The sequence below is a fragment of the Streptomyces sp. NPDC055506 genome (genome assembly GCF_053643595.1).
In genome coordinates this window covers 16081-38222 of record NZ_JBSHKH010000012.1, presented here as the reverse complement: position 1 = coordinate 38222, position 22142 = coordinate 16081, and the positions used below count along the sequence as shown (strand labels likewise).

Genomic DNA, 22142 nt, shown 5'->3' with positions numbered 1-22142 from the left:
CCCCGAGTCGGCCCGGCAAGGTCGGCCATGATCTCATACGCTAACTACCGCTGACCTGCTGTTTTTTGACCTGCGGCCCGTTGGCCGGATGCCTCGCGTCGATTCACAGCGGGCTCTCAGCCCGGCCTCACGAACCTGACGGGTGGCGTCCTTAAATTCTCCGTTCCATGACGGGAAACCACAGGAACACCTCCATCACCCGGCGCCGCGCCCTCGGGGTCGCGGGCGGCACGGTCGCCGCGGGCGGTCTGGCGGCGGCCGGCTACCAGTCGGCCTTCGCGGACACGACGACGACCACGGCGACGGGCACCGCCTCCACAACCACGGCCGCCTCCTCCGCGAGCTCCGGCGCCTGCATGGAGCTGATGTCGAGCGTCACGGAGGGGCCGTACTACCTCGACGGCGCGCTGGTCCGCAAGAACATCACCGAGGGCAAGAGCGGCGTCCCGCTGGCCCTGCGCCTGACCGTCGTGGACGCCACCGACGGCTGCACCCCGGTCCCCGGCGCGGCCGTGGAGATCTGGCACTGCGACGCCTGGGGCTACTACTCCGGCTACACCACCGCCAACCCCGGCGGCTCGGCCCCCGCCGAGAGCGAGGACGGCTCCACGGCGAACGACAAGACCTATCTGCGCGGCTACCAGGTCGCCAACGCCAACGGGGTCGTCAAGTTCGAGACGATCGTGCCGGGCTGGTACACCCCGCGCACCTGCCACATCCACCTGAAGGTCCACACCGGCGGCGCGAAGGAGGACGGCACCTACGAGGGCGGCAAGGTCAACTTCACCGGCCAGCTGTTCTTCGACGACGAGATCGCCGAGTCGATCTTCGCCTTGGAGCCGTACAGCAAGCACACCGGCAGCTACACCAAGCTCGCCGACGACATGGTCTACGACGGCGGCGGCGCGTCCAGCGGCCTGCTCACGCTCGAAGCCGTGCACAACAAGGACCCGTCCAAGGGCTACAAGGGCTTCCTCACCCTGGGCATCGACCCGGACGCCGAGAACACCGGCGCGGGCAGCGGCGGCGGAGGCGGCACACCCCCGAGCGGCGCCCCCGCTCCTTCGTCGTCCCCTTCTTCCTCGTCCTCTTCCTGAGGTACGGCGATGAACAGCCGTGAGGACGAGTCGCTCGCGCAGGCCGCCGTGGAGGCGCTGGTCGGCCAGCTGGCCCTGGCCCCGAAGCCGGGCCTGCCCGACCCACGTGATCTGACGGCCCGGGCCACGCGCCGGGACCACAGCGCCCTGCGCTGGTCGGCCAGGGCGCTGCTGCCGGGCCTCACGGCGATGGCCGCGACGGCCCGCCGCACGGGCGAGCCCAGCGCCCGGCTCCGCGCGGACCTGGGCGCGATCGGCCGCTCCACCGAACACACGGTGGGTCTGACGGGCGGCGGCCACCGGGGCGCCCTGTGGACGCTCGGCCTGCTGGTCGCGGCGGCGGCGCTGCGACCGGGGGCACGACCGGCCGACACAACGGCCCTGGCCAAGCAGCTCGCCGCCCACCCGGACCGCCGCGCTCCACGCCGCCCCTCACGCGGCTCCACGGTGTCGGCCAAGTACGGCGCGGCCGGCGCGAGGGGCGAAGCCAGGGCCGGCTTCCCGCACGTCCGCCGCGCCCTGACCACCCTCGCCACGTCCCGCGCCCAGGGAGCGACCGAGCCTCAGGCCCGCCTTGACGCCCTGCTCACGGTGATGTCCACACTCCAGGACACCGAACTCCTCCACACGGCGGGCCCGATGGGCCTGCGCCATGTCCAGGCGGGGGCGCGTGGTGTCCTGGAGGCGGGAGGTACGGCGACGGAGCCGGGCACCGAGGCGCTGCGGGCCCTGGACACCGACCTCACCGGCCGTGCCTGGAGCCCGAGCGGCAGTGCGCCCCTGCTGGCGGGCGCACTGTTCCTGGACCGTCTGCTCTAGGCGGTCTTCAGGGAGGCCATCCAAGCCTCCACCTCGTCCGACCGCCGGGGCAGCGCCGCACTCAGGTTCCGGTTGCCGTCCTCCGTCACGAGGATGTCGTCCTCGATCCGCACCCCGATACCCCGGTACTCCTCGGGTACGGTCAGATCGTCGGCCTGGAAGTACAACCCGGGCTCGACGGTCAGGCACATCCCCGGCTCCAGCACACCGTCGACGTACGTCTCGGTCCGCGCGGCAGCGCAGTCGTGGACGTCCATGCCGAGCATGTGACCCGTGCCGTGCAAGGTCCAACGCCGCTGGAGCCCCAGCTCCAGCACCCGCTCCACCGGCCCCTCGACGAGCCCCCACTCGACCAGCTTCTCCGCCAGCACCCGCTGCGCGGCATCGTGGAAGTCCCGGTACTTAGCGCCCGGCTGCACGGCCGCGATCCCGGCCTCCTGAGCCTCGTACACCGCGTCGTAGATCTTCTTCTGGAGCTCGCTGAACCGTCCGTTGACCGGCAGCGTGCGCGTGACATCCGCCGTGTAGTAGGTGTGCGTCTCCACACCCGCGTCGAGCAGCAGCAGATCGCCCGAGCGCACGGGCCCGTCGTTGCGCACCCAGTGCAGCGTGCAGGCGTGCGGCCCGGCCGCGGCGATCGTGCCGTAGCCGACGTCGTTGCCCTCCACGCGCGCGCGGAGGAAGAACGTGCCCTCGATGTAGCGCTCGGAGGTCGCCTCGGCCTTGTCGAGGACCTTCACCACGTCCTCGAAGCCGCGCACGGTCGAGTCGACCGCCTTCTGCAGTTCGCCGACCTCGAAGTCGTCCTTGACCAGCCGTGCCTCGGAGAGGAAGACCCGCAGCTCCTCGTCGCGCTCGGCGGTGACCTTGTCGGTGAGCGCGGCCTCGATGCCGGCGTCGTACCCGCGTACGGCCCGCACCGGACCGGTGGCCTCGCCCAGCGCCCCGGCAAGCTCGCGCACATCGGAGGCGGGGATGCCGTACAGCTGCTCCGCCTCGGTGAGGGAGTGGCGGCGGCCGACCCACAGCTCGCCCTGGCCGTCCAGCCAGAACTCGCCGTTCTCCCGGTCGGAACGCGGCAGCAGGTAGATCGTCGCCTCGTGGCCCTCGCCCTTGGGCTCCAGGACCAGGACTCCGTCCTCCGTCTGGTTGCCGGTGAGGTAGGCGTACTCCACGGAGGCGCGGAAGGCGTACTCGGTGTCGTTCGAGCGGGTCTTCAGGTTGCCCGCGGGGATCACCAGACGCTCGCCGGGGAAGCGCGCGGACAGCGCGGCCCGGCGGGCGGCGGTCTCGGCGGCCTGGGGGACGGGCTCGAGGTCACGCAGCTCGGTGTCGGCCCAGCCGCTCTTCATGTTCTCGGCAAGCTCGTCGGACACGCCGGGGTACAGTCCGTTCTTCCGCTGCTTGATCGGCTCTTCGCTCTCTTCCGGGGTCTCCGGTGTGAGCTCCTCCGCCACGGTCATCCTCCTCGGGTACGGCACTGGACCGTCCTCCACTGTACGGCGGCGCGGAAGACGTCTCAGGGCGATGACGAGGAGCGTTACTCGAACCGCACCGCCAGCAGGACGACATCCTCCGCACCGTCCGCCGCGTCCAGCCCGTCCGGCAGCAGGCTCCGCAGGACGTGGTCGGCGAGCGCGCCCGGGTCGTGCCGCAGCGCCCGCGGCACTCCGGCGGCCGCCGCGTGCAGCCGGGCGAAGGCGCGGTCGGTGGCCTCGCCGGTGCGGTGCAGCAGCCCGTCGGTGTACAGCAGAACCGTCTCTCCGGGTTCGGCGAGGATCTCCACGCTCGGCGCCTCCCAGCAGGCGAGCATGCCCAGCGGGGCGGAGACCGACGTCTCCACGAACTCCGTGCGGCGCTGTCCGATCAGCAGTGGCGGGCTGTGCCCGGCGCCGGCCAGCGTGATCTTGCGGGCGGCCGGTTCGCAGTAGCCGAACAGCGCGGTGGCCGAGCGGGCCGGCTCGGTCAGCCGCAGCAGCAGCTCCAGGTCGGACAGGACCGCGACCGGGTCCTCCCCCTCCATCACGGCGTACGCGCGCAGGGAGGCCCGCAACCGGCCCATCGCGGCGACCGCGCTGGGCCCCGACCCGGTGACGGAGCCGACGGCGAGACCGAGGGCGGCGTCGGGCAGCGGCAGCGCGTCGTACCAGTCGCCGCCGCCGCGCGGGCCGGTGCGGTGCCGGGCGGCGAGCTGGACGCCGGACACCCGGGGCAGCCGCGACGGCAGCAGCTCGTCCGACATCGTCGCCATGGCCGCGCGTGTGCGCTCCAGCTCGAGGAGCCGGGCGAGGTGCTCGGCGGCGTACCGGGCGTACAGGCCGACGAGGTGGCGCTGCCGCTCGCCCGGCTCGGCGGGTTCGTCGTAGAGCCAGACGGCGGCCCCGAGGCGGCCCGCGGTCCCGGTGGACAGGGGCAGGGCGTAGCTGGCGGCGTAGCCGAGCCGGGCCGCGACCTCGCGGTGGCGGGGATCGAGCCCCTCCGCGGCGAACAGGTCGGGCTCGGCGATCCCGTCCTCGCCGCCCGGCAGCCCGTCGAGGATCCGGCCGTAGGACAGGGCGCTGCGCGGCACGGTCTCGATGTGGCCGAGATCGGCGCGCGCCAGACCGAGCCCGATGGTGGTGTCCGGGCCGAGGCCATCGCCGGGTTCCAGTACGACGAGGCCGCGCCGGGCGCCCACGAGGGCGGCGCCGGCCCGCAGCACTTCCTGGAGCGCCTCGTCGAGCGCGGCCGTACGGGCCAGGCGTTCGGTCAGCTCGTGCAGGGTGGTGAGGTCGGAGACCCAGCCGGCGAGACGGTCCTGCAGCACCGCGCCGGGTGGGGCGGGGGAGTTTGCGGGCACAGCCGGGGAGGTACCCGGCGCGCCGGGCGCGACAGTGTGTGCGGGTGCCGGAACCGTTGAATCGATTCCGGCCACTTTCGGAGGGTGCGGGGCGTTCATGGTCTCCGGCCTTCCGACCGGCGCGTACTGCTCAAAAGCATCGCAAACCCCCATGTCATTCTGCGCCGCCAGCAGTGTCTCCACATGTACACGCACTCGTGAGGAGATGTCCAGCATTGTCCTGCCGGGATTCCTGGTGTCCGTGAGGTTGGAGGGAGTAACTCCCCTTCCTCTTACAGAAATGTAAAGTTGGCCTAAAACTGCCGCAGGGGACGGCTTATTGCGGTCGACTGGGCTTGCTCGACGGAGCGTCACGACGGTCGTGATGGGTACGTACTCGGTGAAGGCCAGGGGTGGTTGGGAATCACCCGGAACCTGGCGACGGACCCGGGCGTCCTATCCACCGACGACCGTGCCCCATCCTCCCGTGGCGGAGGCGGAGAGAAATACGCGCGACGGCAAACGCCATACTTCGCCACCCCTACGCCACGCCCGTGCTTTTGATACACGCAGTATGGGCGGGACGGCCGCGGAGGCAGTCAAAGCTCGACCCATAGGGGTTCCCCCTGCTCACGGCAGGGGTGTGATGCGCCAACAGGTACGCACAGTGAAGTGATCGACACATGTTGTGATGTGGACCACGGTGTTGCCAGGCGTGCAACGGAAAGGAACGAGCGCTCATGCGCGAGATCCTCGGAAGGCGACGCAGGCTCCTGTCCAAGCGCGGTGACGGGACGCCTGAGCTGATCGGCGCGGCCCTGACCTACGCGACGGAATGGCAGTGGCCCGTACTCCCGGGCGTGGCGGCGGACCCGCAGGGGCTGGGCCGCTGCGGCTGCCCCGACCCCGAATGCACGGTGCCCGGCGCGCACCCCTTCGACCCCGGCCTCCTCGCGGCCACCACCGACGCACGCATGGTGCGCTGGTGGTGGGGCAACCGGCCGACGGCGCCGATCGTCCTGGCCACCGGCGGCCAGGCCCCCTGCGCGGTCTCCCTGCCGGCCCTCCCGGCCGCCCGCGCCCTCAAGGCGCTCGACCGGATGGGCATGCGGCTCGGCCCGGTCGTCGCCTCCCCCGCCCGCTGGGCGATCCTCGTGAAGCCGTACTCCATGGAGCAGCTCGGCGAACTGCTCTACGCCAAGGACTTCGTGCCCGGCTCCCTCCGGTTCCACAGCGAGGGCGGGTACCTGGCCCTGCCGCCGTCCGAGACCGGTCGGGGCGAGATCCGCTGGGAGCGCGCGCCGCTGCCCGGCTCGGCCTCCCCGTGGGTGCCCGATGTCGAGGCCGTGGTGGACGCCGTGGTCGAAGCCCTCACTCGTACGGGTGTGAGCGCGCCCGAGTTCTAGGACCGTCGGGCGCGCCGGGCCCGGCGTCGGCCTCGGGGCGTTAAGTTCCGGGGTCATGCCGCGTCATGCCCGGGGCCGCTCCCGGGACCCCCGAAAGGCCAGACTGCTCGCCCTCGCGGGCGTCGTGGCGGTGTGCGCGGTCGCGCTGCCGCTTGCGGTGGCGTCCGCGGGATCCGTACACGGTGGCCCCGCCTCCCGTCCTGTACAGGACGAGGTCCGTCCCGCCCCGGACGGTCCTTCCTCATCAGGCGCCGACGACAAGGCGCTCGGGGCGTCCGGAACAGCTCCCTCCGCCGCTCCCACCTTGCCCACACTCGGCCAGGGCCTGGCGACCGCCGTGCGCTGCGGTCCCGAAGTCTCCTCCCCCGACGGCATCGAGGCGCAGACCTGTGTCGTGACGCAGGGTGCGCGGACCTGGGCGCGGACCTACTACCGCAACGCGACCGGCGAGGCGCTGGACGCCGTACTGACCCTGATGGAGCCCGGCGCCCGGACCGTGCGGATGACGTGTGCGGTGAGTGCCGATGACGAGCCGCGGACGTGCGAGACGCCCCGGGAGCCGGTACGGGGGGATCTGGCGGCGTACACGGCGGTCGCGGAGTTCGCCCGGCGGGCGGGGGAGGGTCCGCTGCTGCTGCGCTCGGGGAGCAACTCACCGGCGTGGACGGGCAGTTGACGAGCGGCTGCGTTCAGTGAACGGTTGCGGAGACGAAAAGACCCGGTTGCTGGCGACGGGGGATGCACCAGCAACCGGGCTACAGGAACGGTAACAAGAGATCGGCGGTTCGCAAATTCGATCTCTCCCTTTCCAGTCACCGACTGGCTTGTCTCCAGCGGGAGTTGTGAAGGGAGTGACCGAACCTGGTGGAGCACGTCAGCTGAGCGTGACCTGCCGGTTGGTGAGGCCGCCGCGGGCGCGGCGCTCGTCCGGGGTGAGCGGCTCCTCCGTGGCCAGGGCGGCGGCGAGGCGCTCGGCGAACTCCGCCGCCGGCTTCTCCACGTCCTCGGCCGTGACCCCGCTCGGCAGGTCCCACACCGGCACCGTGAGCCCGTGAGCGCGGAAGGAGCCCACCAGTCGGGTGCCCTCGCCGAGGCTGGAACGGCCCGCGGCGTGCAGCCGCGCGAGAGCGTCCAGAAGCTGCTCCTCGGCGTGGGGCATGACCCACCGCAAATGGTTCTTCTCCGGCGTCTCGCACCAGTAGGCGGCGTCCACGCTCTGGAGCTTGACGGTCGGGATGGCCGCGGCGTTGGCCCGCTCCAGGGAGGCGGTCACCTCCGGCGTGGCGTTCTCCGTGTCCGGGACCCAGAACTCGAAGCCGCTGTGCACTTCTGGCTCGAAGGTGCCCTCCGGGTCGAGCAGATCCTGCAGCCGCGGACCGCCGGCCGGGGCGCGGCGGCCCTGCACGGGCGTACCGGGCTGGGCCTCGAGGGCGCGCTGGAGGGTGTCGGCGAGGTCGCGGCTGATGTCGCCGGACGAGGTGTCGTTCTGCAGGCCGAGCAGGACCGAGCCGTCGTCGCGGCGCAGGGCGGGCCAGGCCATCGGCAGGACCGTGGCCAGCGTGACCGCGGGGACGCCCTCGGGCAGGCCGTCCTTGAGGGGCAGCTCGACCGTGGCCGCCGGGACCAGCTCGCGCAGGGCCACCCAGTCGCACTCGCCGGGCAGACCCTCGAAGGGGCGGTGCACCAGCTCGGTCGCGGCGTGGGAGGCGGCCCGGCCGTGACAGGCCTTGTAGCGGCGGCCGCTGCCGCAGGGGCAGGGCTCGCGGGCGCCTACGACCGGGACCTCGCCATCCGTGATCTGCGGGCGCTTGGCCTTCGTCTGGGGTCGCTTCTTGGCCATCGATGGGTCTCCCGGTTACGGCTCGTCTCGTACGTTCGCGAGCCTAGCCGTTCAGGCCTCGGGCGACGGGATCCTGTGGACAACACTCGGTCCAGCGCGGCGTACGGGCGCTCAGTCCATGTCCTCGAAGGCGTCCGCGAAGTCGAGCCCGGGTATCCGGGACACCGCGGGGGCCGCGACACGCGTCACGAAGTCGTCGCGGCGGTGGCCGGCGTCCGGGTCGTACACGTCGTCGTGGACGATGACCCACACGGTGACCTCGCCGCGGATGTCGTCGCGGACGCCCCAGTCGTCGGCCAGCGCGGTGATGATGTTCAGCCCGCGGCCGCCGTGCGCCGTGACCGACGGGGTCGCCGGGGCGGGGCGGGTCGGGCCGCCGCCGTCCGTGACCTCGACGATGAGCCGGCCGGCCGTGTCCACACGCCACGCGGCACGGACGTCCCCGTCACCGGACAGGGCGTCGCCGAGCGGCCTGCCGTGTTTGCAGGCGTTGCTCAAAAGTTCGGAAAGGATCAGTACGGCGTCGTCGATGACCGAATCCGCTACGCCACCGCTGCGCAACTGTGCACGCATGTGGTGCCTTGCTTTCCCCACGCCCGCAGGGCCATGGGGTACGGCCATGCTCGACGACGTGGGCACCTCCTGTGCCACCACCAACGCCACCCCCGAGACCTCCTTCGCCCCACGCCACGGTGTGGATGCCCCATTGGCCTGAACCGGAAACCGGCCAATCAACGTCCTATGACGCATTCACCACGATCGAATACGGACCGAACGCGCCGGAGCACTCCCTGTAATCGCATGGCTTGATTTCGTCGGTGTGGCCGAGACGGGAGGATCCCGCCCGTCAAGGCGTGGGGTCAAGAGGTGTGCGTGGGTCTGATGGGACTTGTGCGCTAGGACTCAGCGGCCGAGGCGGTCCAGCACGGCACGCGGACGATTGGTGATGATGGCGTCGATACCGAGGTCGATGCAGAGATCGACGTCCTCCGGCTCGTTCACGGTCCACACGTGCACCTGGTGGCCGGCCCGCTTCAGGCGCTCCACATAGACGGGGTGGTTGCGCACGATCCGGATCGAGGGGCCCGCGATTCCCACGCCCAGGGGCAGCCGCCCGTCGCGCAGCCGGGGCGAGACGAACTGCGTCAGATAGACCGTCGGCAGGGTCGGGGAGGCGGCCCGCACCCGGTGCAGCGAGCGGGCCGAGAAGCTCATCACCCGTACCTGGGACTCCTCGGCGGCGGCCGGGGCGTCGAGGCCGAACCGCTTCAGCAGGGCCAGCAGCCGCTCCTCGACCTGCCCCGCCCAGCGCGTGGGGTGCTTGGTCTCGATGGCCAGTTCCACCCGGCGCCCGGCGTCTGCGACCAGTCCGAGCAGCCGCTCCAGGGTGAGTACGGAGGTCGCCTCACGGTCCTCCGGGGGGTGCTCCCAGTCGGGCTCCTCGTCGCGCCCCTTCCAGGCCTCGCGCGTCTTCCAGGAGCCGAAGTCCAGGGCGGCGAGGTCGGCGAGCTCCAGTGCGGAGACCGCGCCCCGGCCGTTGGACGTACGGTTGATCCGGCGGTCGTGCACGCACACGAGGTGGCCGTCGGCGGTGAGGCGCACATCGCACTCGAGGGCGTCCGCGCCGTCCTCGATCGCCTTGGTGTACGCGGCCAGGGTGTGCTCCGGGGCGTCCTCGGAGGCACCGCGGTGGGCGACGACTTGAATCACATGCTGCCGTGCGTGGGTCACCGCGTCATGGTGCCACCGAGTCCGGGTACGCGTCCGGTCGTACGGACCCGACGGATGCGCAGGCCCGTACGGAGGTGCTGGAATTGCATACTTTTCAGCAGTAATGACCTATATAAAGAATGGCCGCGGACCCACAGCCACCGCTTATGGTGCTCTGACGTCCCGTGGGAAAAGCTGACGGCATACAAAGGGACAAGCACAGCTGTATCGCGCCGGACCGTCGCCAGCGTGAAAAAGCGTGACCGAGTGCGACCCAGGAAAAGCAGCCGTGGATCGAGGAGAGAAGCTGTGAGCACCGAGAACGAGGGCACCGCGGTACCCCCCGCCCCGTCCGCACCCCCCGTGCCGGTGGATGCTCCCGCTGCTCCGGCGCCCCAGGGGCCGTACGGACAGGACGCCCAGGAGCAGGCCGCCCCGGGAGAGGGCGCTTCCGGTGGTGCCGGTCATCCCGGCGGTTCCTCCTCCGCCCCCGACCCCTCCTGGCCGCCGCCCCCGCCCCCGGCCACCCCGTCGTACGGCGACGGCGGTGCCGGATCGTCGTACGGCGACGGCGGTTCCGGTTACGGAGCGGGCGGCTGGGGTTCCTCCTACCAGCAGCCGGCGCCGAAGCCCGGCCGCGGCCGCAGCGGCCTGGTCGTCGCGATCCTGGCGGCCGCGCTGGTCGCGGGCGGTCTGGGCGGCGGCCTCGGCTACACCCTGGCGAAGAACAACGACGAGAACTCCGGCTCCACGACGGTCTCCGCCTCCACCAGTGGCGGCGACCTCAAGCGCGACCCGGGCACGGTCGCGGGCGTGGCCGCCAAGGCGCTGCCGAGCACCGTCACGATCGAGGCCGAGAGCAACAGCGGCGAGGGCGGCACCGGCACGGGCTTCGTCTTCGACAAGCAGGGCCACATCGTCACCAACAACCACGTGGTGGCGGGCGCGGTCGACGGCGGCAAGCTCACCGCGACCTTCCCGAGCGGCAAGAAGTACGACGCCGAGGTGGTCGGCCACGCGCAGGGCTACGACGTGGCGGTCGTGAAGCTCAAGAACGCCCCCTCCGACCTGAAGCCCCTCACCCTCGGCGACTCGGAAAAGGTGGCCGTCGGCGACGCGACCATCGCGATCGGCGCCCCCTTCGGGCTGTCCGACACGGTGACGACGGGCATCATCAGCGCCAAGAACCGCCCGGTGGCCTCCAGCGACGGCAGCGGCAGCCAGGCGTCGTACATGAGCGCCCTGCAGACCGACGCCTCGATCAACCCGGGCAACTCCGGCGGTCCGCTGCTGGACGCGCAGGGCAACGTCATCGGCATCAACTCCGCGATCCAGTCCACCGGCAACGGCGGCTTCGGCACCGGCCAGTCCGGCTCGATCGGCCTGGGCTTCGCCATCCCGATCAACCAGGCCGAGTACGTCGCCCAGGAACTGATCAAGACCGGCAAGCCGGTGTACGCGAAGATCGGCGCCTCCGTCTCCCTGGACGACAGCTCGGACGGCGCGCAGATCACCGACCAGGGCGCGGGCGGCGCCGCACCGGTCGAGCCCGGCGGCCCGGCCGCCAAGGCGGGCCTCAAGCCCGGCGACGTCATCACCAAGCTCGACGACCGGGTGATCGACTCCGGCCCCACCCTGATCGGCGAGATCTGGACCCACAAGCCCGGCGACAAGGTCACCATCACCTACGAGCGCGGCGGCAAGCAGCAGACCGTCGACGTCACCCTGGGTTCGCGCACCGGCGACAACTGATCCCCACCCGCGCGCACCGACCCGTTACCCTTGTCCCCGCGCCGCCGATCACCGGCCGGCGCGGGGAGGCGTGCCCGAGCGGCCGAAGGGAACGGTCTTGAAAACCGTCGTGGCAGCGATGTCACCGTGGGTTCAAATCCCACCGCCTCCGCGTGGTGAGCAGTGAGAACGGCCCCTGACCTGGCGATATGGTCAGGGGCCGTTCGCATGTTCGGTCTCGGTGCCTACCCGGTGGCCCCCGTGATTCCCCGCTCGATCGGGCACGGCTGGGACACGGGAGCCGGGATCAGCTGTTGCGGTTGCCGTACGTCACTGCTGTACCGCACCCTCCAAGAAGCAAGGTCACCAATGCCGCTGCGTCTGCGTACGCGCTAACGATCTCGGCGAGCGGTGCAGTGACGAGCACGATCAAAACGATGACCGTGATGAGCCGCTCGGGGTTGATCGGAATTGACATCCCCTGAGGGGTAGGCGACACACTCATCTTGAGCCTCCTGGAGGTTCGGAGACCCGCCCTGCCGTGCACGCCTAGGAACCTGTCCGGCGAGGGCGGGTTTTTCGTGGTCTGACGGGGCTCATTGTGGGCTCAGATCGGCCATTCGCAAATTCGATCTCGGCTATTCGGACACTGATTTGCTTGCAGCGACGGGGAGTTGTGACGAGGGTCACCTGTCGGCGACCGCGCCGACCCCGCAACTGACGCCGTCGGCCTCAGGTTCCGCGGATGGGTCGCCCATGACTGCGGATCAATTCCAACGCGGTGCGTGGAGTTGCAATGATCGAGTCAAGGCGACGGGCGCCGCCCCACAGTGTGGACGGCGCCCGTGCGAGGTCAAAGCTTTGCCATACGACGCCGGTCGGCGCTGTCCGCGCCTGTTGGTGTAAGCCGATGATGTCAGCCAACCCGGCGTCCCCTTGACAGATCGGCTGTCCGCTGACGGGTCGCGCCATGTTGACCTACGTGTGTGCCTGCCACGACCGGTCTGTCTCAACGCGAGCCACTTCGGCGTCATACCGGCTCGCCTGGAACTGAAACTCCAATGGCGGCGGTGTCGGGGCGAAGGGAACTTGCCAGTCCGACCACTGCACGATCTCCCCGAATCGCCGCACGACCACGGACAGGAAACCGCAGCAGCCGCCAGTGCACTCGGGTTCTCCCAGTTCCAAGCGGCGCGCCTCGCTGGTGGCCCGCAGAAGGCTGGGCTGGTCGGCAGGCAACAGTTCATCCGCGAACGGTCCGCGGCCACCCCTGTCAACTGCCTCCTCGACCACGTCCTTGCCGTTGATCCAGAACCGCAGTTGAGCACCCCACCTCGGTCCCCGCGGCAGCACCCTGATCTCCAGCTGATCGAACATCAGGCCACTTTACGAGCCATGCCGACGCCTGCTTCAACCCACCGCTCGCCCCAGCCCCCATACCGTCCGCCGTCGACGCCCGAGGCAGGAGCGCGGAGGGCGGCGGCGCTCGGAGGGCAAGAAGGGATCAGCTCTCCCGAAGTCCGTAAGCCGCTCTGAGACGCGCTGCACTTGTGACGCCCCTGGCCAGCAACACGGTCAGGGGCGTGTGTCGTGGCCAATTCGCGGCCGCAGCTCTGATCGTCGCTTGGAGCCAGCAATGGTCCTTGCCGGTGATCGTTCCCGTTGTGACTGCTGGTTGAGGGGGCACAATCCTGCCGCCTGGGGCACGTAGCGGGCGCGACGACGATGACGACGGCTCGGCCGGGGTGCCCATACCCGTCTGATCTGCGGCGGCGTAGCATGCTGGCCGTGAGGCGGAGAGGTCTTAAGAACCGTCGTGGCAGCGATGTCACTGTGGGTTCAAATCCCACCGCCTCCGCGCAGGTCATAGATGTTGCGGGTGAGAGGGGCTGTCGAGCGCGAGTGTGCTCGGTGGCCCCTCTCGCCTGTTCGTTGTGAGAGGGGGCGCGTGAGCCGGCGCATCGTCGTCGTCACCGCTGTGCACGGTCCGTCGGCCCCGTTTCTGGGGGAGGCGCACAGATCTCTGTGTGAGCAGCGGCTGCCGGAGGGCTGGGAGTGGCACTGGGTGATCCAGGAGGACGGGGAGGGCCAGGACGTAGCGCCTTATGTGCCCGATGACGCGCGGGTGACGTTCCGGCAGGGCCGGGCCGGTGGGCCCGGGGTGGCTCGCACCATCGCGCTGGCGCATGCCGAGGGCGCGTATGTGAAGGTCCTGGACGCCGACGACCAGTTGCCGCCGGGCGCGCTCGCGCGGGATCTCGCGGTGCTGGAGGGCGACCGCACCCTGGGGTGGGCGACCTCGCGGGTGCTGGATCTGCTGCCCGACGGGTCGACGGCGGGGTTTCCGGGCGATCCCGACCAGGGGCCGATCGAGCGCGGGGCCGTGCTCGACCACTGGAAGGCGAACGGCTTCCTCGCTCAGGTCCATCCCGCCTCGCTGTGCGTGCGGCGGGAGTTGCTACTGGCCCTGGGCGGGTGGATGGCCCTGCCCGCTTCCGAGGACACGGGGTTGCTGCTCGCGCTGAACGCCGTGAGCCGCGGGTGGTTCTCGGGGGAGGTGGGGCTGCTGTACCGGAAGTGGGAGGGCCAGGTGACCGGGCAGGCGGCCCATGTGGACCGGGCCGAACGGGATGCCCGGATGGCCGTCGTGGAGGCCCGGGCCCGGGCGCTGTCGGGGCTGCGGTGGAGCTCTCCGGCGGGTCGCTGACCGGCGCGCGGGCCCTGGCCTAGGGCAGAAGGTCCGACTGCGGCGGTGCCGTGCTCACGGGGTCGTGGCGGATGTACCACTCGGTGCCGAGCAGCCGCTCCCGCTCGGGTGCCGGGAGGGCGGCGATCAGGCCCGGGGCGGCTCCCCGTGCCACCTCCGTGCGGTGGGCCAGGACGGCGGCGGTCTTCTGCTCCAGCCAGGGGGTGACGTCGACGGTGGCGGTGATCCGGTCGTCGGGGACGGTGCGCATCGCCTTGCCCGTGGGGGCCCAGTGCCCGCCCCACGCCCGGAGGGCGGAGTGCGGGTGCGTGGCCAGGTACAGGGCGCTCGGCTGCCAGGGCTCGCCCGCGTCCGGGTAGAGGCGTTCGAGCCCGGCGGCGTGGACCGCGAGCAGCGTCACGCGGTGGGTGTGCACATGGTCCTCGTGCCCGGTCAGACCGCCGTAGCCGTCGTGGGTGACGACGATCTCCGGGCGGAAGTCGCGGATCTGTGCGACCAGTTCCCCCACCGTCTCGTCGAGCGGGGCGTCGCACCAGCGGGGTCTGCCGGGTGCCGAGTGGGGCACGCGGGAGTCGGCGTGACCGAGCATGCGCGGCTTGCCGGCGCCGAGGATGTGGCACGCCTCGGCCAGTTCCGTGGCGCGTGGGGTGTCCGCCGCCCAGGTCGCGGTGACGACCGCCGTCCGAGCGCCCGCGGCCGCGTGCCGGGCGAGGACGCCGCCCGCCACCAGGGACTCGTCATCGGGGTGGGCGAACACCGCCAGCAGGCTCGGCGACAGCGACGGCATCGGTCCTCGCTACGGCCGGTCCGGCGACGAAGGCGCGTCGGTGATCGTGATGGCCTGGCTGGGGCACCTCTCCGCCGCTTCCAGGACCCCCGGGTCGTCCGTACGGTCCCGGCCCGGGCGGACGACGCCGAACCCGTCGACGAACTCGAAGACCGCCGGGGCCCGGTGGGCGCACTCGGCGGAGCCGTAACAGAGGTCGCGGTCGACAGAGACCTTCATGACCCTTCCTCTGCCCAACGCACCGCCGGCTGAACCGAACCGGCCCGGCTAGCGCGTGCCGGCCGCGGCGAGCCAGTGGGCGACGCGGCGGACGGCGGGCTCGTCGAGTTGTTCGACGAGGGCCTGGACGGTCGTGTCGTCCTCGGGGGTGAGGTCGTAGAGGCCCGCCTTGCTCAGCCCGGCCATGAGGACCTGGTGGCGGCGGCCGGTCATCCGTTCCGCGTGCGTGGTGGGTTTGGCGGAGGGCTCCGCCGAGCCGGGCCGGGGTGCGGCCGCTTGCTTCAGCGGGGTGTCGAACAGGTGCCAGGCGCCGTCCTTCGGTCCCCAGAGCGCGACGGTCACCTCGTCGCCCCGCGCGCGCAGGGTCTGGGTCATCTCGCCGAGCGCGTACAGCACGGGCGAGCGGTGGGGCGACTCCGCTGCGGACCGCCAGGACTTGGTGGCCGGCCGGTAGAGCATCGCCACCCAGCGTGGATCGCCCTGCGGTGCCGGGCTCTCGGGACGTGTCTCCATCGCGCTCACCCCTGTACGTCGCTGGTACGTCGCTCCGGAAGCGGTACGGGCAGGTACGGCAGGCGCCGACCATAGCTGACGTACCGTCAGTTATCCAGGGTTGCAAGGCGCGTCACGGCGGGGAGGATCATCGGAGGCGGACCACGTCGTCCGACACCGGTCCCTCCCCTCGTGGGGACCGGTGTCGAACGGTGGAGCTACCGCCGTCCGGCGCGGATGGCAGCGGACGGAAGCGGAAGGAAGCTGACCGGAATGGTCCGTTGCTGCTCCCGGATCCTGCCATTTCCGGTTGCCCACGAGGAGAATCCGGTGCCGGACGGGCGGTATTACCGCAGGTCAGCCGTATAGAGTGAGTTTTCCGGTCCGGACGTCCAGGCGTGACAAGTAAGGAGTGGAGACCTTGAGTTCCGACTCGGGGGCACGCACCGCCTTCGCGGAACGCCTCGCACTGCTGTACAGGGAAGCCGGGAACCCTCCCCTCAAGCGTGTGTCCGAGGCGGTCGTCCGGCTCCAGCGGGTCGACGAACGCGGGCGCCCCGTGCGGGTGTCCGCCCAGCGCATCAGCGACTGGCGGCGGGCCCGGAACGTACCCGCCCAGTTCGCCGCCCTCGCGGCCGTGCTGCTCGTGCTGATACCCGAGGCGCGGCGCTCGAGGCCCACTCCGGTGTCCCCGGGCCTGTACGACCTCGGCCAGTGGCAGCGGCTGTGGGAACGGGCGGTGGCCGACCCGGTCGGCGAACGACCCGAGGCATCTCCCGCAGAGGAGCAGAACCCGCCCGCGCCCGGCGTGGTGTGCCCGTACCGCGGGCTGGCCTCCTACCGCCGGGAGGACGCCCGTTGGTTCTTCGGCCGGGAGCGGAGCACGGACGCGATCGTGGCGCAGCTCGGGGCCGTGGCGGAGGCGGGCGGCCTGGTCATGCTGGTGGGCGCGTCGGGGGCGGGCAAGTCCTCGCTGCTGAACGCCGGTCTGGTGCCCGCCCTGCGGGACGGCGCGCTGGGCGGCGACGACGGCGCGGAGCAGGGCCGGGCACGGACGGTCGTACAACTCGTCCCGGGCGGCGACCCGCTGGCGGAGCTGGCCCGGTGCATACCCGAACTGGGGCCCGTTCTCCTGCCCGAGGCGGGAGAGCCCGACATCCCGTCCGCCATGGAACCGGAACCGAGGGTGGAGGAGCCCGGCGGCTCGGCCATGGAGCAGGAGGAAGTGGCGCAGCCCGGCGTTCCCCCCGCCGCGGACGCCGTCCGTGCCGCCGTCGCCGCCTGGGCGCGGCGCGAGGCGCCCACCGGTGCGCGTCCCGTCTTCATCGTGGACCAGTTCGAGGAGACGTTCACCCTCTGCCCCGACGAGGCGGACCGGCGTGCCTTCATCGAGGTCCTGCACGCCGCGTGCTCACCCACCGGACCGGACGAACCGCCCCCGGCGGTCGTGGTCCTGGGCGTACGCGCCGACTTCTACGAGCGGTGCCTGAGATATCCCGAACTGGCCGACGCGCTCCAGCACCGGCACATGGTGCTCGGGCCGCTCACCACCGCGGAACTGCGCGAGGCGGTGACCGGACCGGCCAAGGCCGTCGGCCTCGAACTGGAACCGGGCCTGGCGGAGCTGATCGTCCGGGAGGTCAGCGCCGACGGCCCGCGCGGGGCGCACGACGCGGGCGTGCTGCCGCTCCTCTCGCACGCCCTGCTCGCCACCTGGCAGCGCAGAAAGGCGGGCCGGCTGACCCTCGCCGGCTACCGCGCGGCCGGCGGCATCCAGGGCGCCGTCGCGGCGACCGCGGAGCGGGCCTGGTCCGACCTCGACCCGGCGGCGCGCACGGCGGCACGGCTCCTCCTGCTCCGCCTCGTCCGGCTGGGCGAGGACACCCAGGCCACCCGCAGACGCGGCACCCGCCGGAAGCTGGCGGCGGAGTCGACCGACCCCGGCAAGACCGAGGAGTCCCTGGAGGCGCTGGTCCGCGCCCGGCTGGTGACCCTCGACGCGGAGACGGTGGAGATCACCCATGAGGCGCTGCTGCACGCTTGGCCGCGGCTGCGCGACTGGATCGACGACGACCGGCAGGGCAATCTGCTGCGCCAGCGCCTGGAGGAGGACGGCCGGGCCTGGGAGGAATCGAACCGCGACACGTCACTGCTCTACCGGGGCTCCCGGCTGGAACAGGCCCACGGCTGGGCGAAATCCGCCGGGGACAGGTTCCTGACGCGGAGCGCGGTGGAGTTCCTGGCCGCCTCGGTCCGGCTGCGCCGGCGGGTGACCTGGATCAGCCGGGGCGCGGTGGCGACGCTGGTCGTCCTGGCGATGCTGGCCGTCGGGTCGGCCGTCATCGCCTCGAAGCAGCGGGACGACGCCGTGTTCGAGCAGGTGCTCGCCCAGGCCGACCGCGTCCAGGACACGGATCCGTCGCTGTCCGCGCAGCTCGACCTGGTGGCGCACCGGCTGCGGCCGGACGACAAGGGCGCGAACAGCCGTCTGATCTCCATCGTGAACGCCCCGCTGGCCACGCCGCTGGTCGGCCACACGGGCGCCGTCTACCTCACGACGTTCAGCCCGGACGGGCGGACCCTGGCCACGGCCAGCTACGACCGGACCGTACGGCTGTGGGACGTGGCCGACCCGAAGCGCCCGAAGCCCCTGGGCGAGCCTCTCACCGGCCACACCAGCTGGGTGAGCAGCGCGGTCTTCAGCCCGGACGGCCGCACCCTCGCCAGCGCGTCCGACGACGGCACGATCCGGCTGTGGGACGTGACGGACCCCCGTCGGCCGAAGCGGCTCGGCAAGCCGCTGACCGGCCATGACGGCTCGATCTACCTGGTCGCCTTCAGCCCGGACGGCAAGACGCTGGCCTCCGTCGGCGACGATCACACCGTCCGGCTGTGGGACGTGGCCGATCCGCGCCGGCCGCGGGCTCTGGGCAAGCCCCTGACCGGGCACAAGGCCGCCGTGCGCTCGGTGGCGTTCAGCCCGGACGGCAGGACGCTGGCGGCCGGGGGCGACGACGGGGCGATCCGGCTGTGGGACGTGACCGACCCCCGGCGTCCGGAGCGGGCCGGGGAGCAGCTGACCGGCCACACCGCCACCGTGCACTCGGTGGCCTTCAGCCCGGACGGCCGTACGCTCGCCAGCGGCAGCTCGGACAACACCGTGCGGCTGTGGAACATGGCCGGTTCACATCGCCCGGCACCGATCGGTACGCCGCTCACCGGCCATACCGGGCCGGTGTGGTCCGTGGCCTTCAGCCCCGACGGGAACATGCTCGCCGCCGCCAGCGCGGACAGCACCGCGAGCCTGTGGAAAGTCAGTGATCCGGAGTATCCGTCGCAGGTCGGCGGGCCCCTGGCGGGCAGCAGCGGCGAGATGTACGCGCTCGGCTTCAGCCCCGACGGGCGCACCCTCGCCACCGGGGCGGGCGACAACAAGGTCCGCCTGTGGTCGCTGCCGAGGTCGGACATGATCGGCCGGACCGGAGTGTTCCGCCCGGACGGGCGGGTGCTCGCCACGGCGGCGCTCGACGGGCGGGTGCGGCTGTGGGACGTGCGGACGCCCGGCAGGCCGGTGCGGATGGGCCGGCCGTTCCGGCCGGACGGGGGCGTCCGCTCCCTGGAGTTCTCCCCGGACGGCCGCACCCTCGCGGTGGTGACGGGCAGCAGGGCGCTGGAGCTGTGGAACCTCCGCGACCCGGAACACCCTGTGCCGCACGGCTCCGCCATCCCCCTGCCCATCAAGTTCGCCGACCCGCTGGCCTTCAGCCCGGACGGGAAGGTCCTGGTGACCGCCTCCGACGACCGCACCATCCAGCTGTGGGACATCCGCGATCCGTCCCGTCCCCGTCGGCTGGGCGAGCCCCTCACCGGTCACAAGGGCTACGTCAACGCCGTCGTCTTCAGCCCGGACGGCCGTACCCTCGCCAGCGGCAGCGCGGACGGCACCATCAGGCTGTGGAACGCGGCCGATCCCGGTCGGCCGACCCTGCTGCGCGCACCTCTCAGGGGCCATCTGGGAGCCGTCAACGTCCTCGCCTACAGCCCCGACGGCCGGACGCTGGCCAGTGCCGGTGACGACAACTCGGTGCGCCTCTGGGACATCGAGGACCCCGCCGAGGCCTCCGGGCCGGCACGCCTCACGGGGCATACGGAAGCGGTCGTGTCCCTGACGTTCAGCCGGAGCGGACGCACCCTGGCCAGCGGCGGCAACGACAGCACCGTCCGGCTGTGGAACGTCTCCGACCCCGCCGAAGCCACCGCGATCGGCCAGTCGATGAGCCCCAACGCCAAGACCGGCAACTTCCTGGCGTTCAGCCCGAACAGCCACATGCTCGGGGTGTCGAGCGGCGCCGACAGCATCCGGCTCTGGAACCTGGACACCGACGAGGCCGTACGCCGTATCTGCTCGATGACCCGGGGAGTTCTGACGCCGGACACCTGGCGCGAGTATCTGCCCCGGCTCTCCTACGACGCGCCGTGCGCCGGCCGATGAGACCGGGGTGCGGCAACAGGGCGGAACCACACGGAAGTTGAGTGATACGAGTCACAACCCGGCTTTCCTGACGGTCAGTCGGCTCCTCCCGCGCAAGCGCTTGTTACCCTTGGCCATAGCCCGACCGCTGGTGCATCCCCCGTCGCCAGCGGTCGGGCATTCGCATGCCGGTCCGCTCAGCGCAGGTCGAGGCGCATCAGGACGCGGGGATGGCCCGCCAGCACCGATGTGGTCGGTGCCGCACAGGTGAAGCCGGCTCGCTCGAAGTTCTTCCGCAGACCGGCGTAGGCCATGGTCAGATCGACCTTGGCGTCGCCGTTGTCGAGGGGGTACGCCTCGATCGCCGGTGCGCCCCGGGCACGGGCGAAGTCGACCGCTCCGGCGATGAGCGCGTGCGAGATGCCCTGCTTGCGGTGGCCGGGGCGGACCCGGACGCACCACAGCGACCAGACGGGCAGATCGTCCACGTGCGGGATCTTGCGGTTGCGGGCGAAGGCGGTGTCCGAGCGCGGTGCGACGGCGGCCCAGCCGACCGGTTCGTCACCGTCGTAGGCGAGCACACCCGGGGGAGGGTCCGCACCGCACAGCTCCGCGACATAGTCACCGCGGGCCGGGCCGCGCAGCTCCTTGTTGAGCTTCGAGGGGATGCGGTAGCTCAGGCACCAGCAGACATTCGCCCCGGGCGACTTCGGCCCGAGCACGGCACGGACGTCCTCGAAATCCGTGGCCGGGCGGACGTCGATGCTCATGGCACCACGATGTCACGCCCCTGGCGGCTTCGCCGCCTCCGCTACACAGCGGACCGAGCAGCCGACGCCGCCCGCAGCAGACGCAGCTGGCCGATCTCGGTCACGTTCTTCATCAGCTCCGCGTTCACCCAGGTCACCATGTGCGCGACGGTGTACTGAGGGTCGCCCTGCGACGGGAACGAAGCCGGGGCGTCCAGGTCGGTGTCGGTGAGGCCGTCCAGGACCTCCAGCCACTGGGTGCGCAGGTCGCGCAGCCACTCGACAGTCTGGGCGCCCTCGCCGGGCCAGGCGATGTCCGTGCGGTCGCGGGGCGTCCGGCCCTGCACATGGTCCAGGGTGACGCTCCACCACCAGCCGATGTGCCAGCTCACCCAGGCGATCGTGGGCACGGGCACCGGGTCGGGCTCGGTGTCCGCCCAGTCCGGTGTCCAGGTGCCGTCGGACGCCCGGCGCATCGTCCAGCAGAGGGGCGCGGGTTCCCAGAGGAAGTCCTCGGGCTCCAGCCGCTCCAGGTGGTACTCGAACAACGACCAGGTGAACTCGAACTGCCAGCGCGGCAGTTCCGTACGGGAGACGCTCATCGGGCGACCCTACGCAAGGGCCCGTGCGTCCCGGGCAAGTCCCGGCCAGTCGATGTCCCGCAACGCCGGATCCGTGTCGCAGCCTGACGGCAGGCGCGGAGCGGACTGGAACCAGACGACGGCCAGGCGCGAGCGGTACAGGACCGGGTCGCGGGCCGGATCGAGGGCGGCGGAGTGGAAGGTGCCGAGGCAGGCCACGGCGGGCAGCACCTCGACGGGACCGAGGCCGCCCGCGTACTGGTCGGGGCGCTCGCGCGGGGGCGGGACGAGGTGGACGGGCGTGCCGGGGTGGGACCGCTCGGCGGCGCGCAGCAGCTCGCGGATCCGCAGATCGTTGACCGGCTTGCAGGGATAGCCCTCCAGCGGGTCGCCGCAGGCCGAGAGCAGATCGCCGTACGTCGAGGAGAACCGCAGTTCGGCGAGGTCCACCGAGCGGCCGGAGGCGAGAACGAGGCGGGCGAGCGCCATGGTCGGCGGTCTGGCGTACTGGTGCATGGAGGTCTTTCGGCGCTGGTGGACGAGGCCCTGCTCATGGCCGGTGTCCTGTCAGTCGGGTGGCTGACGTGGTTGTCGCGTGGGTGGACGTGGCCCGGTGCTCGTGGCTGGTGTCCGTCAGTCGGGCGGCCGATGCGGTCGTCGCGTGGGTCGATGAGGCCCTGCTCATGGCCGGTGTCCCGTCAGCGGGGCGGCTGAT

General features: G+C 71.7%; 20 protein-coding genes and 1 tRNA gene. 8 read left to right on the top strand and 13 right to left on the bottom strand.

The genetic code is table 11. From position 1 onward, the window contains the following. Nucleotides 1-167 precede the first annotated feature (167 nt). Nucleotides 168-1097 carry an intradiol ring-cleavage dioxygenase gene (locus ACWIF2_RS07465; RefSeq protein WP_454359156.1) on the top strand — a complete coding sequence of 310 codons (930 nt, stop codon included), beginning with the start codon at nt 168-170 and terminating at the stop codon, nt 1095-1097. 9 nt (nt 1098-1106) lie between these two features. Further along, nucleotides 1107-1916 (top strand): triphosphoribosyl-dephospho-CoA synthase, encoded by an 810-nt coding sequence (locus ACWIF2_RS07460; protein WP_454359155.1) that lies wholly within the window; start codon nt 1107-1109, stop codon nt 1914-1916. Here the strand turns inward: ACWIF2_RS07460 and ACWIF2_RS07455 are convergent. Together ACWIF2_RS07455 and ACWIF2_RS07450 are read right to left on the bottom strand one after the other, a co-directional pair. Then, nucleotides 1913-3373, bottom strand: a complete 1461-nt coding sequence (locus ACWIF2_RS07455) for an aminopeptidase P family protein (protein WP_454359154.1) — start codon at nt 3371-3373, stop codon at nt 1913-1915. The two genes, ACWIF2_RS07460 and ACWIF2_RS07455, sit on opposite strands and share 4 nt — an antisense overlap. Nucleotides 3374-3456: 83 nt before the next feature. Further along, nucleotides 3457-4971, bottom strand: a complete 1515-nt coding sequence (locus tag ACWIF2_RS07450) for a PP2C family protein-serine/threonine phosphatase (RefSeq protein ID WP_454359153.1) — start codon at nt 4969-4971, stop codon at nt 3457-3459. A gap of 503 nt (nt 4972-5474) precedes the next feature. Between ACWIF2_RS07450 and ACWIF2_RS07445 the strand changes: the two genes are divergently transcribed. Both ACWIF2_RS07445 and ACWIF2_RS07440 read left to right on the top strand, forming a co-directional pair. Continuing rightward, nucleotides 5475-6140, top strand: a complete 666-nt coding sequence (locus ACWIF2_RS07445) for a bifunctional DNA primase/polymerase (RefSeq protein ID WP_454359152.1) — start codon at nt 5475-5477, stop codon at nt 6138-6140. Nucleotides 6141-6195: 55 nt separating this feature from the next. Then, complete coding sequence (locus ACWIF2_RS07440; protein ID WP_454359151.1) at nt 6196-6816, top strand: hypothetical protein; 621 nt, start codon at nt 6196-6198, stop codon at nt 6814-6816. Nucleotides 6817-7014: 198 nt separating this feature from the next. Here the strand turns inward: ACWIF2_RS07440 and ACWIF2_RS07435 are convergent, their stop codons facing one another. The 3 genes from ACWIF2_RS07435 to ACWIF2_RS07425 form a co-directional block, all read right to left on the bottom strand. Beyond that, nucleotides 7015-7980, bottom strand: coding sequence for a DUF5926 family protein (locus ACWIF2_RS07435; RefSeq protein ID WP_454359150.1), 966 nt, complete (start codon nt 7978-7980; stop codon nt 7015-7017). A gap of 111 nt (nt 7981-8091) precedes the next feature. Continuing rightward, nucleotides 8092-8730 carry an ATP-binding protein gene (locus ACWIF2_RS07430; protein ID WP_454359149.1) on the bottom strand — a complete coding sequence of 213 codons (639 nt, stop codon included), beginning with the start codon at nt 8728-8730 and terminating at the stop codon, nt 8092-8094. Between the two features lie 153 nt (nt 8731-8883). Further along, nucleotides 8884-9711 (bottom strand): glycerophosphodiester phosphodiesterase, encoded by an 828-nt coding sequence (locus ACWIF2_RS07425; protein WP_454359148.1) that lies wholly within the window; start codon nt 9709-9711, stop codon nt 8884-8886. A gap of 288 nt (nt 9712-9999) precedes the next feature. On the opposite strand from ACWIF2_RS07425, the gene ACWIF2_RS07420 reads away from it, so the two are divergent. Beyond that, nucleotides 10000-11442 (top strand): S1C family serine protease, encoded by a 1443-nt coding sequence (locus tag ACWIF2_RS07420; RefSeq protein WP_454359147.1) that lies wholly within the window; start codon nt 10000-10002, stop codon nt 11440-11442. 64 nt (nt 11443-11506) lie between these two features. Then, a tRNA-Ser gene (locus ACWIF2_RS07415) sits at nt 11507-11593 on the top strand. A 135-nt stretch (nt 11594-11728) separates the two neighbouring features. Here ACWIF2_RS07415 and ACWIF2_RS07410 read toward each other — a convergent pair. After that, nucleotides 11729-11899, bottom strand: a complete 171-nt coding sequence (locus ACWIF2_RS07410) for a hypothetical protein (RefSeq protein ID WP_454359146.1) — start codon at nt 11897-11899, stop codon at nt 11729-11731. Between the two features lie 500 nt (nt 11900-12399). Continuing rightward, complete coding sequence (locus ACWIF2_RS07405) at nt 12400-12798, bottom strand: hypothetical protein (protein ID WP_454359145.1); 399 nt, start codon at nt 12796-12798, stop codon at nt 12400-12402. A 571-nt stretch (nt 12799-13369) separates the two neighbouring features. Here ACWIF2_RS07405 and ACWIF2_RS07400 point away from each other — a divergent pair. Continuing rightward, on the top strand, nt 13370-14128 hold the full coding sequence (locus ACWIF2_RS07400) for a glycosyltransferase family 2 protein (protein ID WP_454359144.1): 759 nt from the start codon (nt 13370-13372) through the stop codon (nt 14126-14128). A gap of 19 nt (nt 14129-14147) precedes the next feature. On the opposite strand, the gene ACWIF2_RS07395 is transcribed toward ACWIF2_RS07400, so the two are convergent. The 3 genes from ACWIF2_RS07395 to ACWIF2_RS07385 are packed head-to-tail and all read right to left on the bottom strand — an operon-like array spanning nt 14148 to nt 15647. Continuing rightward, the gene (locus ACWIF2_RS07395) at nt 14148-14915 is read right to left on the bottom strand and encodes a PIG-L deacetylase family protein (protein ID WP_454359143.1); all 768 of its coding nucleotides are present in this window, start codon (nt 14913-14915) and stop codon (nt 14148-14150) included. A gap of 9 nt (nt 14916-14924) precedes the next feature. Beyond that, nucleotides 14925-15134, bottom strand: coding sequence for a ferredoxin (locus tag ACWIF2_RS07390; protein ID WP_454359142.1), 210 nt, complete (start codon nt 15132-15134; stop codon nt 14925-14927). Between the two features lie 48 nt (nt 15135-15182). Next, nucleotides 15183-15647 (bottom strand): hypothetical protein, encoded by a 465-nt coding sequence (locus tag ACWIF2_RS07385; RefSeq protein ID WP_454359141.1) that lies wholly within the window; start codon nt 15645-15647, stop codon nt 15183-15185. 391 nt (nt 15648-16038) lie between these two features. Between ACWIF2_RS07385 and ACWIF2_RS07380 the strand changes: the two genes are divergently transcribed. Next, nucleotides 16039-20118: an nSTAND1 domain-containing NTPase gene (locus ACWIF2_RS07380; RefSeq protein ID WP_454359140.1), complete on the top strand. Its 4080-nt coding sequence runs from the start codon at nt 16039-16041 to the stop codon at nt 20116-20118. Between the two features lie 176 nt (nt 20119-20294). Here ACWIF2_RS07380 and ACWIF2_RS07375 read toward each other — a convergent pair whose 3' ends face one another. From ACWIF2_RS07375 to ACWIF2_RS07365, 3 genes are read right to left on the bottom strand one after another with little or no spacing between them, the layout of a single operon-like run. Next, a complete protein-coding gene (locus ACWIF2_RS07375) occupies nt 20295-20867 on the bottom strand; it encodes a GNAT family N-acetyltransferase (RefSeq protein ID WP_454359139.1) in 573 nt (190 codons plus the stop codon). A 41-nt stretch (nt 20868-20908) separates the two neighbouring features. Then, nucleotides 20909-21448: a DinB family protein gene (locus tag ACWIF2_RS07370; RefSeq protein ID WP_454359138.1), complete on the bottom strand. Its 540-nt coding sequence runs from the start codon at nt 21446-21448 to the stop codon at nt 20909-20911. A 9-nt stretch (nt 21449-21457) separates the two neighbouring features. Continuing rightward, a complete protein-coding gene (locus tag ACWIF2_RS07365; RefSeq protein WP_454359137.1) occupies nt 21458-21943 on the bottom strand; it encodes a hypothetical protein in 486 nt (161 codons plus the stop codon). Nucleotides 21944-22142: the final 199 nt, after the last annotated feature.

Excerpts from the sequence above, each read along its gene's own strand:
- ACWIF2_RS07440 (WP_454359151.1), top strand. The coding sequence starts at position 6,196 with ATGCCGCGTCATGCCCGGGGCCGCTCCCGGGACCCCCGAAAGGCCAGA.
- ACWIF2_RS07465 (WP_454359156.1), top strand. The coding sequence starts at position 168 with ATGACGGGAAACCACAGGAACACCTCCATCACCCGGCGCCGCGCCCTC.
- ACWIF2_RS07445 (WP_454359152.1), top strand. The coding sequence starts at position 5,475 with ATGCGCGAGATCCTCGGAAGGCGACGCAGGCTCCTGTCCAAGCGCGGT.
- ACWIF2_RS07365 (WP_454359137.1), bottom strand. The coding sequence starts at position 21,943 with ATGCACCAGTACGCCAGACCGCCGACCATGGCGCTCGCCCGCCTCGTT.
- ACWIF2_RS07370 (WP_454359138.1), bottom strand. The coding sequence starts at position 21,448 with ATGAGCGTCTCCCGTACGGAACTGCCGCGCTGGCAGTTCGAGTTCACC.
- ACWIF2_RS07385 (WP_454359141.1), bottom strand. The coding sequence starts at position 15,647 with ATGGAGACACGTCCCGAGAGCCCGGCACCGCAGGGCGATCCACGCTGG.
- ACWIF2_RS07430 (WP_454359149.1), bottom strand. The coding sequence starts at position 8,730 with ATGCGTCATAGGACGTTGATTGGCCGGTTTCCGGTTCAGGCCAATGGG.
- ACWIF2_RS07410 (WP_454359146.1), bottom strand. The coding sequence starts at position 11,899 with ATGTCAATTCCGATCAACCCCGAGCGGCTCATCACGGTCATCGTTTTG.
- ACWIF2_RS07450 (WP_454359153.1), bottom strand. The coding sequence starts at position 4,971 with ATGCTGGACATCTCCTCACGAGTGCGTGTACATGTGGAGACACTGCTG.
- ACWIF2_RS07375 (WP_454359139.1), bottom strand. The coding sequence starts at position 20,867 with ATGAGCATCGACGTCCGCCCGGCCACGGATTTCGAGGACGTCCGTGCC.
- ACWIF2_RS07460 (WP_454359155.1), top strand. The coding sequence starts at position 1,107 with ATGAACAGCCGTGAGGACGAGTCGCTCGCGCAGGCCGCCGTGGAGGCG.
- ACWIF2_RS07395 (WP_454359143.1), bottom strand. The coding sequence starts at position 14,915 with ATGCCGTCGCTGTCGCCGAGCCTGCTGGCGGTGTTCGCCCACCCCGAT.
- ACWIF2_RS07390 (WP_454359142.1), bottom strand. The coding sequence starts at position 15,134 with ATGAAGGTCTCTGTCGACCGCGACCTCTGTTACGGCTCCGCCGAGTGC.
- ACWIF2_RS07405 (WP_454359145.1), bottom strand. The coding sequence starts at position 12,798 with ATGTTCGATCAGCTGGAGATCAGGGTGCTGCCGCGGGGACCGAGGTGG.
- ACWIF2_RS07435 (WP_454359150.1), bottom strand. The coding sequence starts at position 7,980 with ATGGCCAAGAAGCGACCCCAGACGAAGGCCAAGCGCCCGCAGATCACG.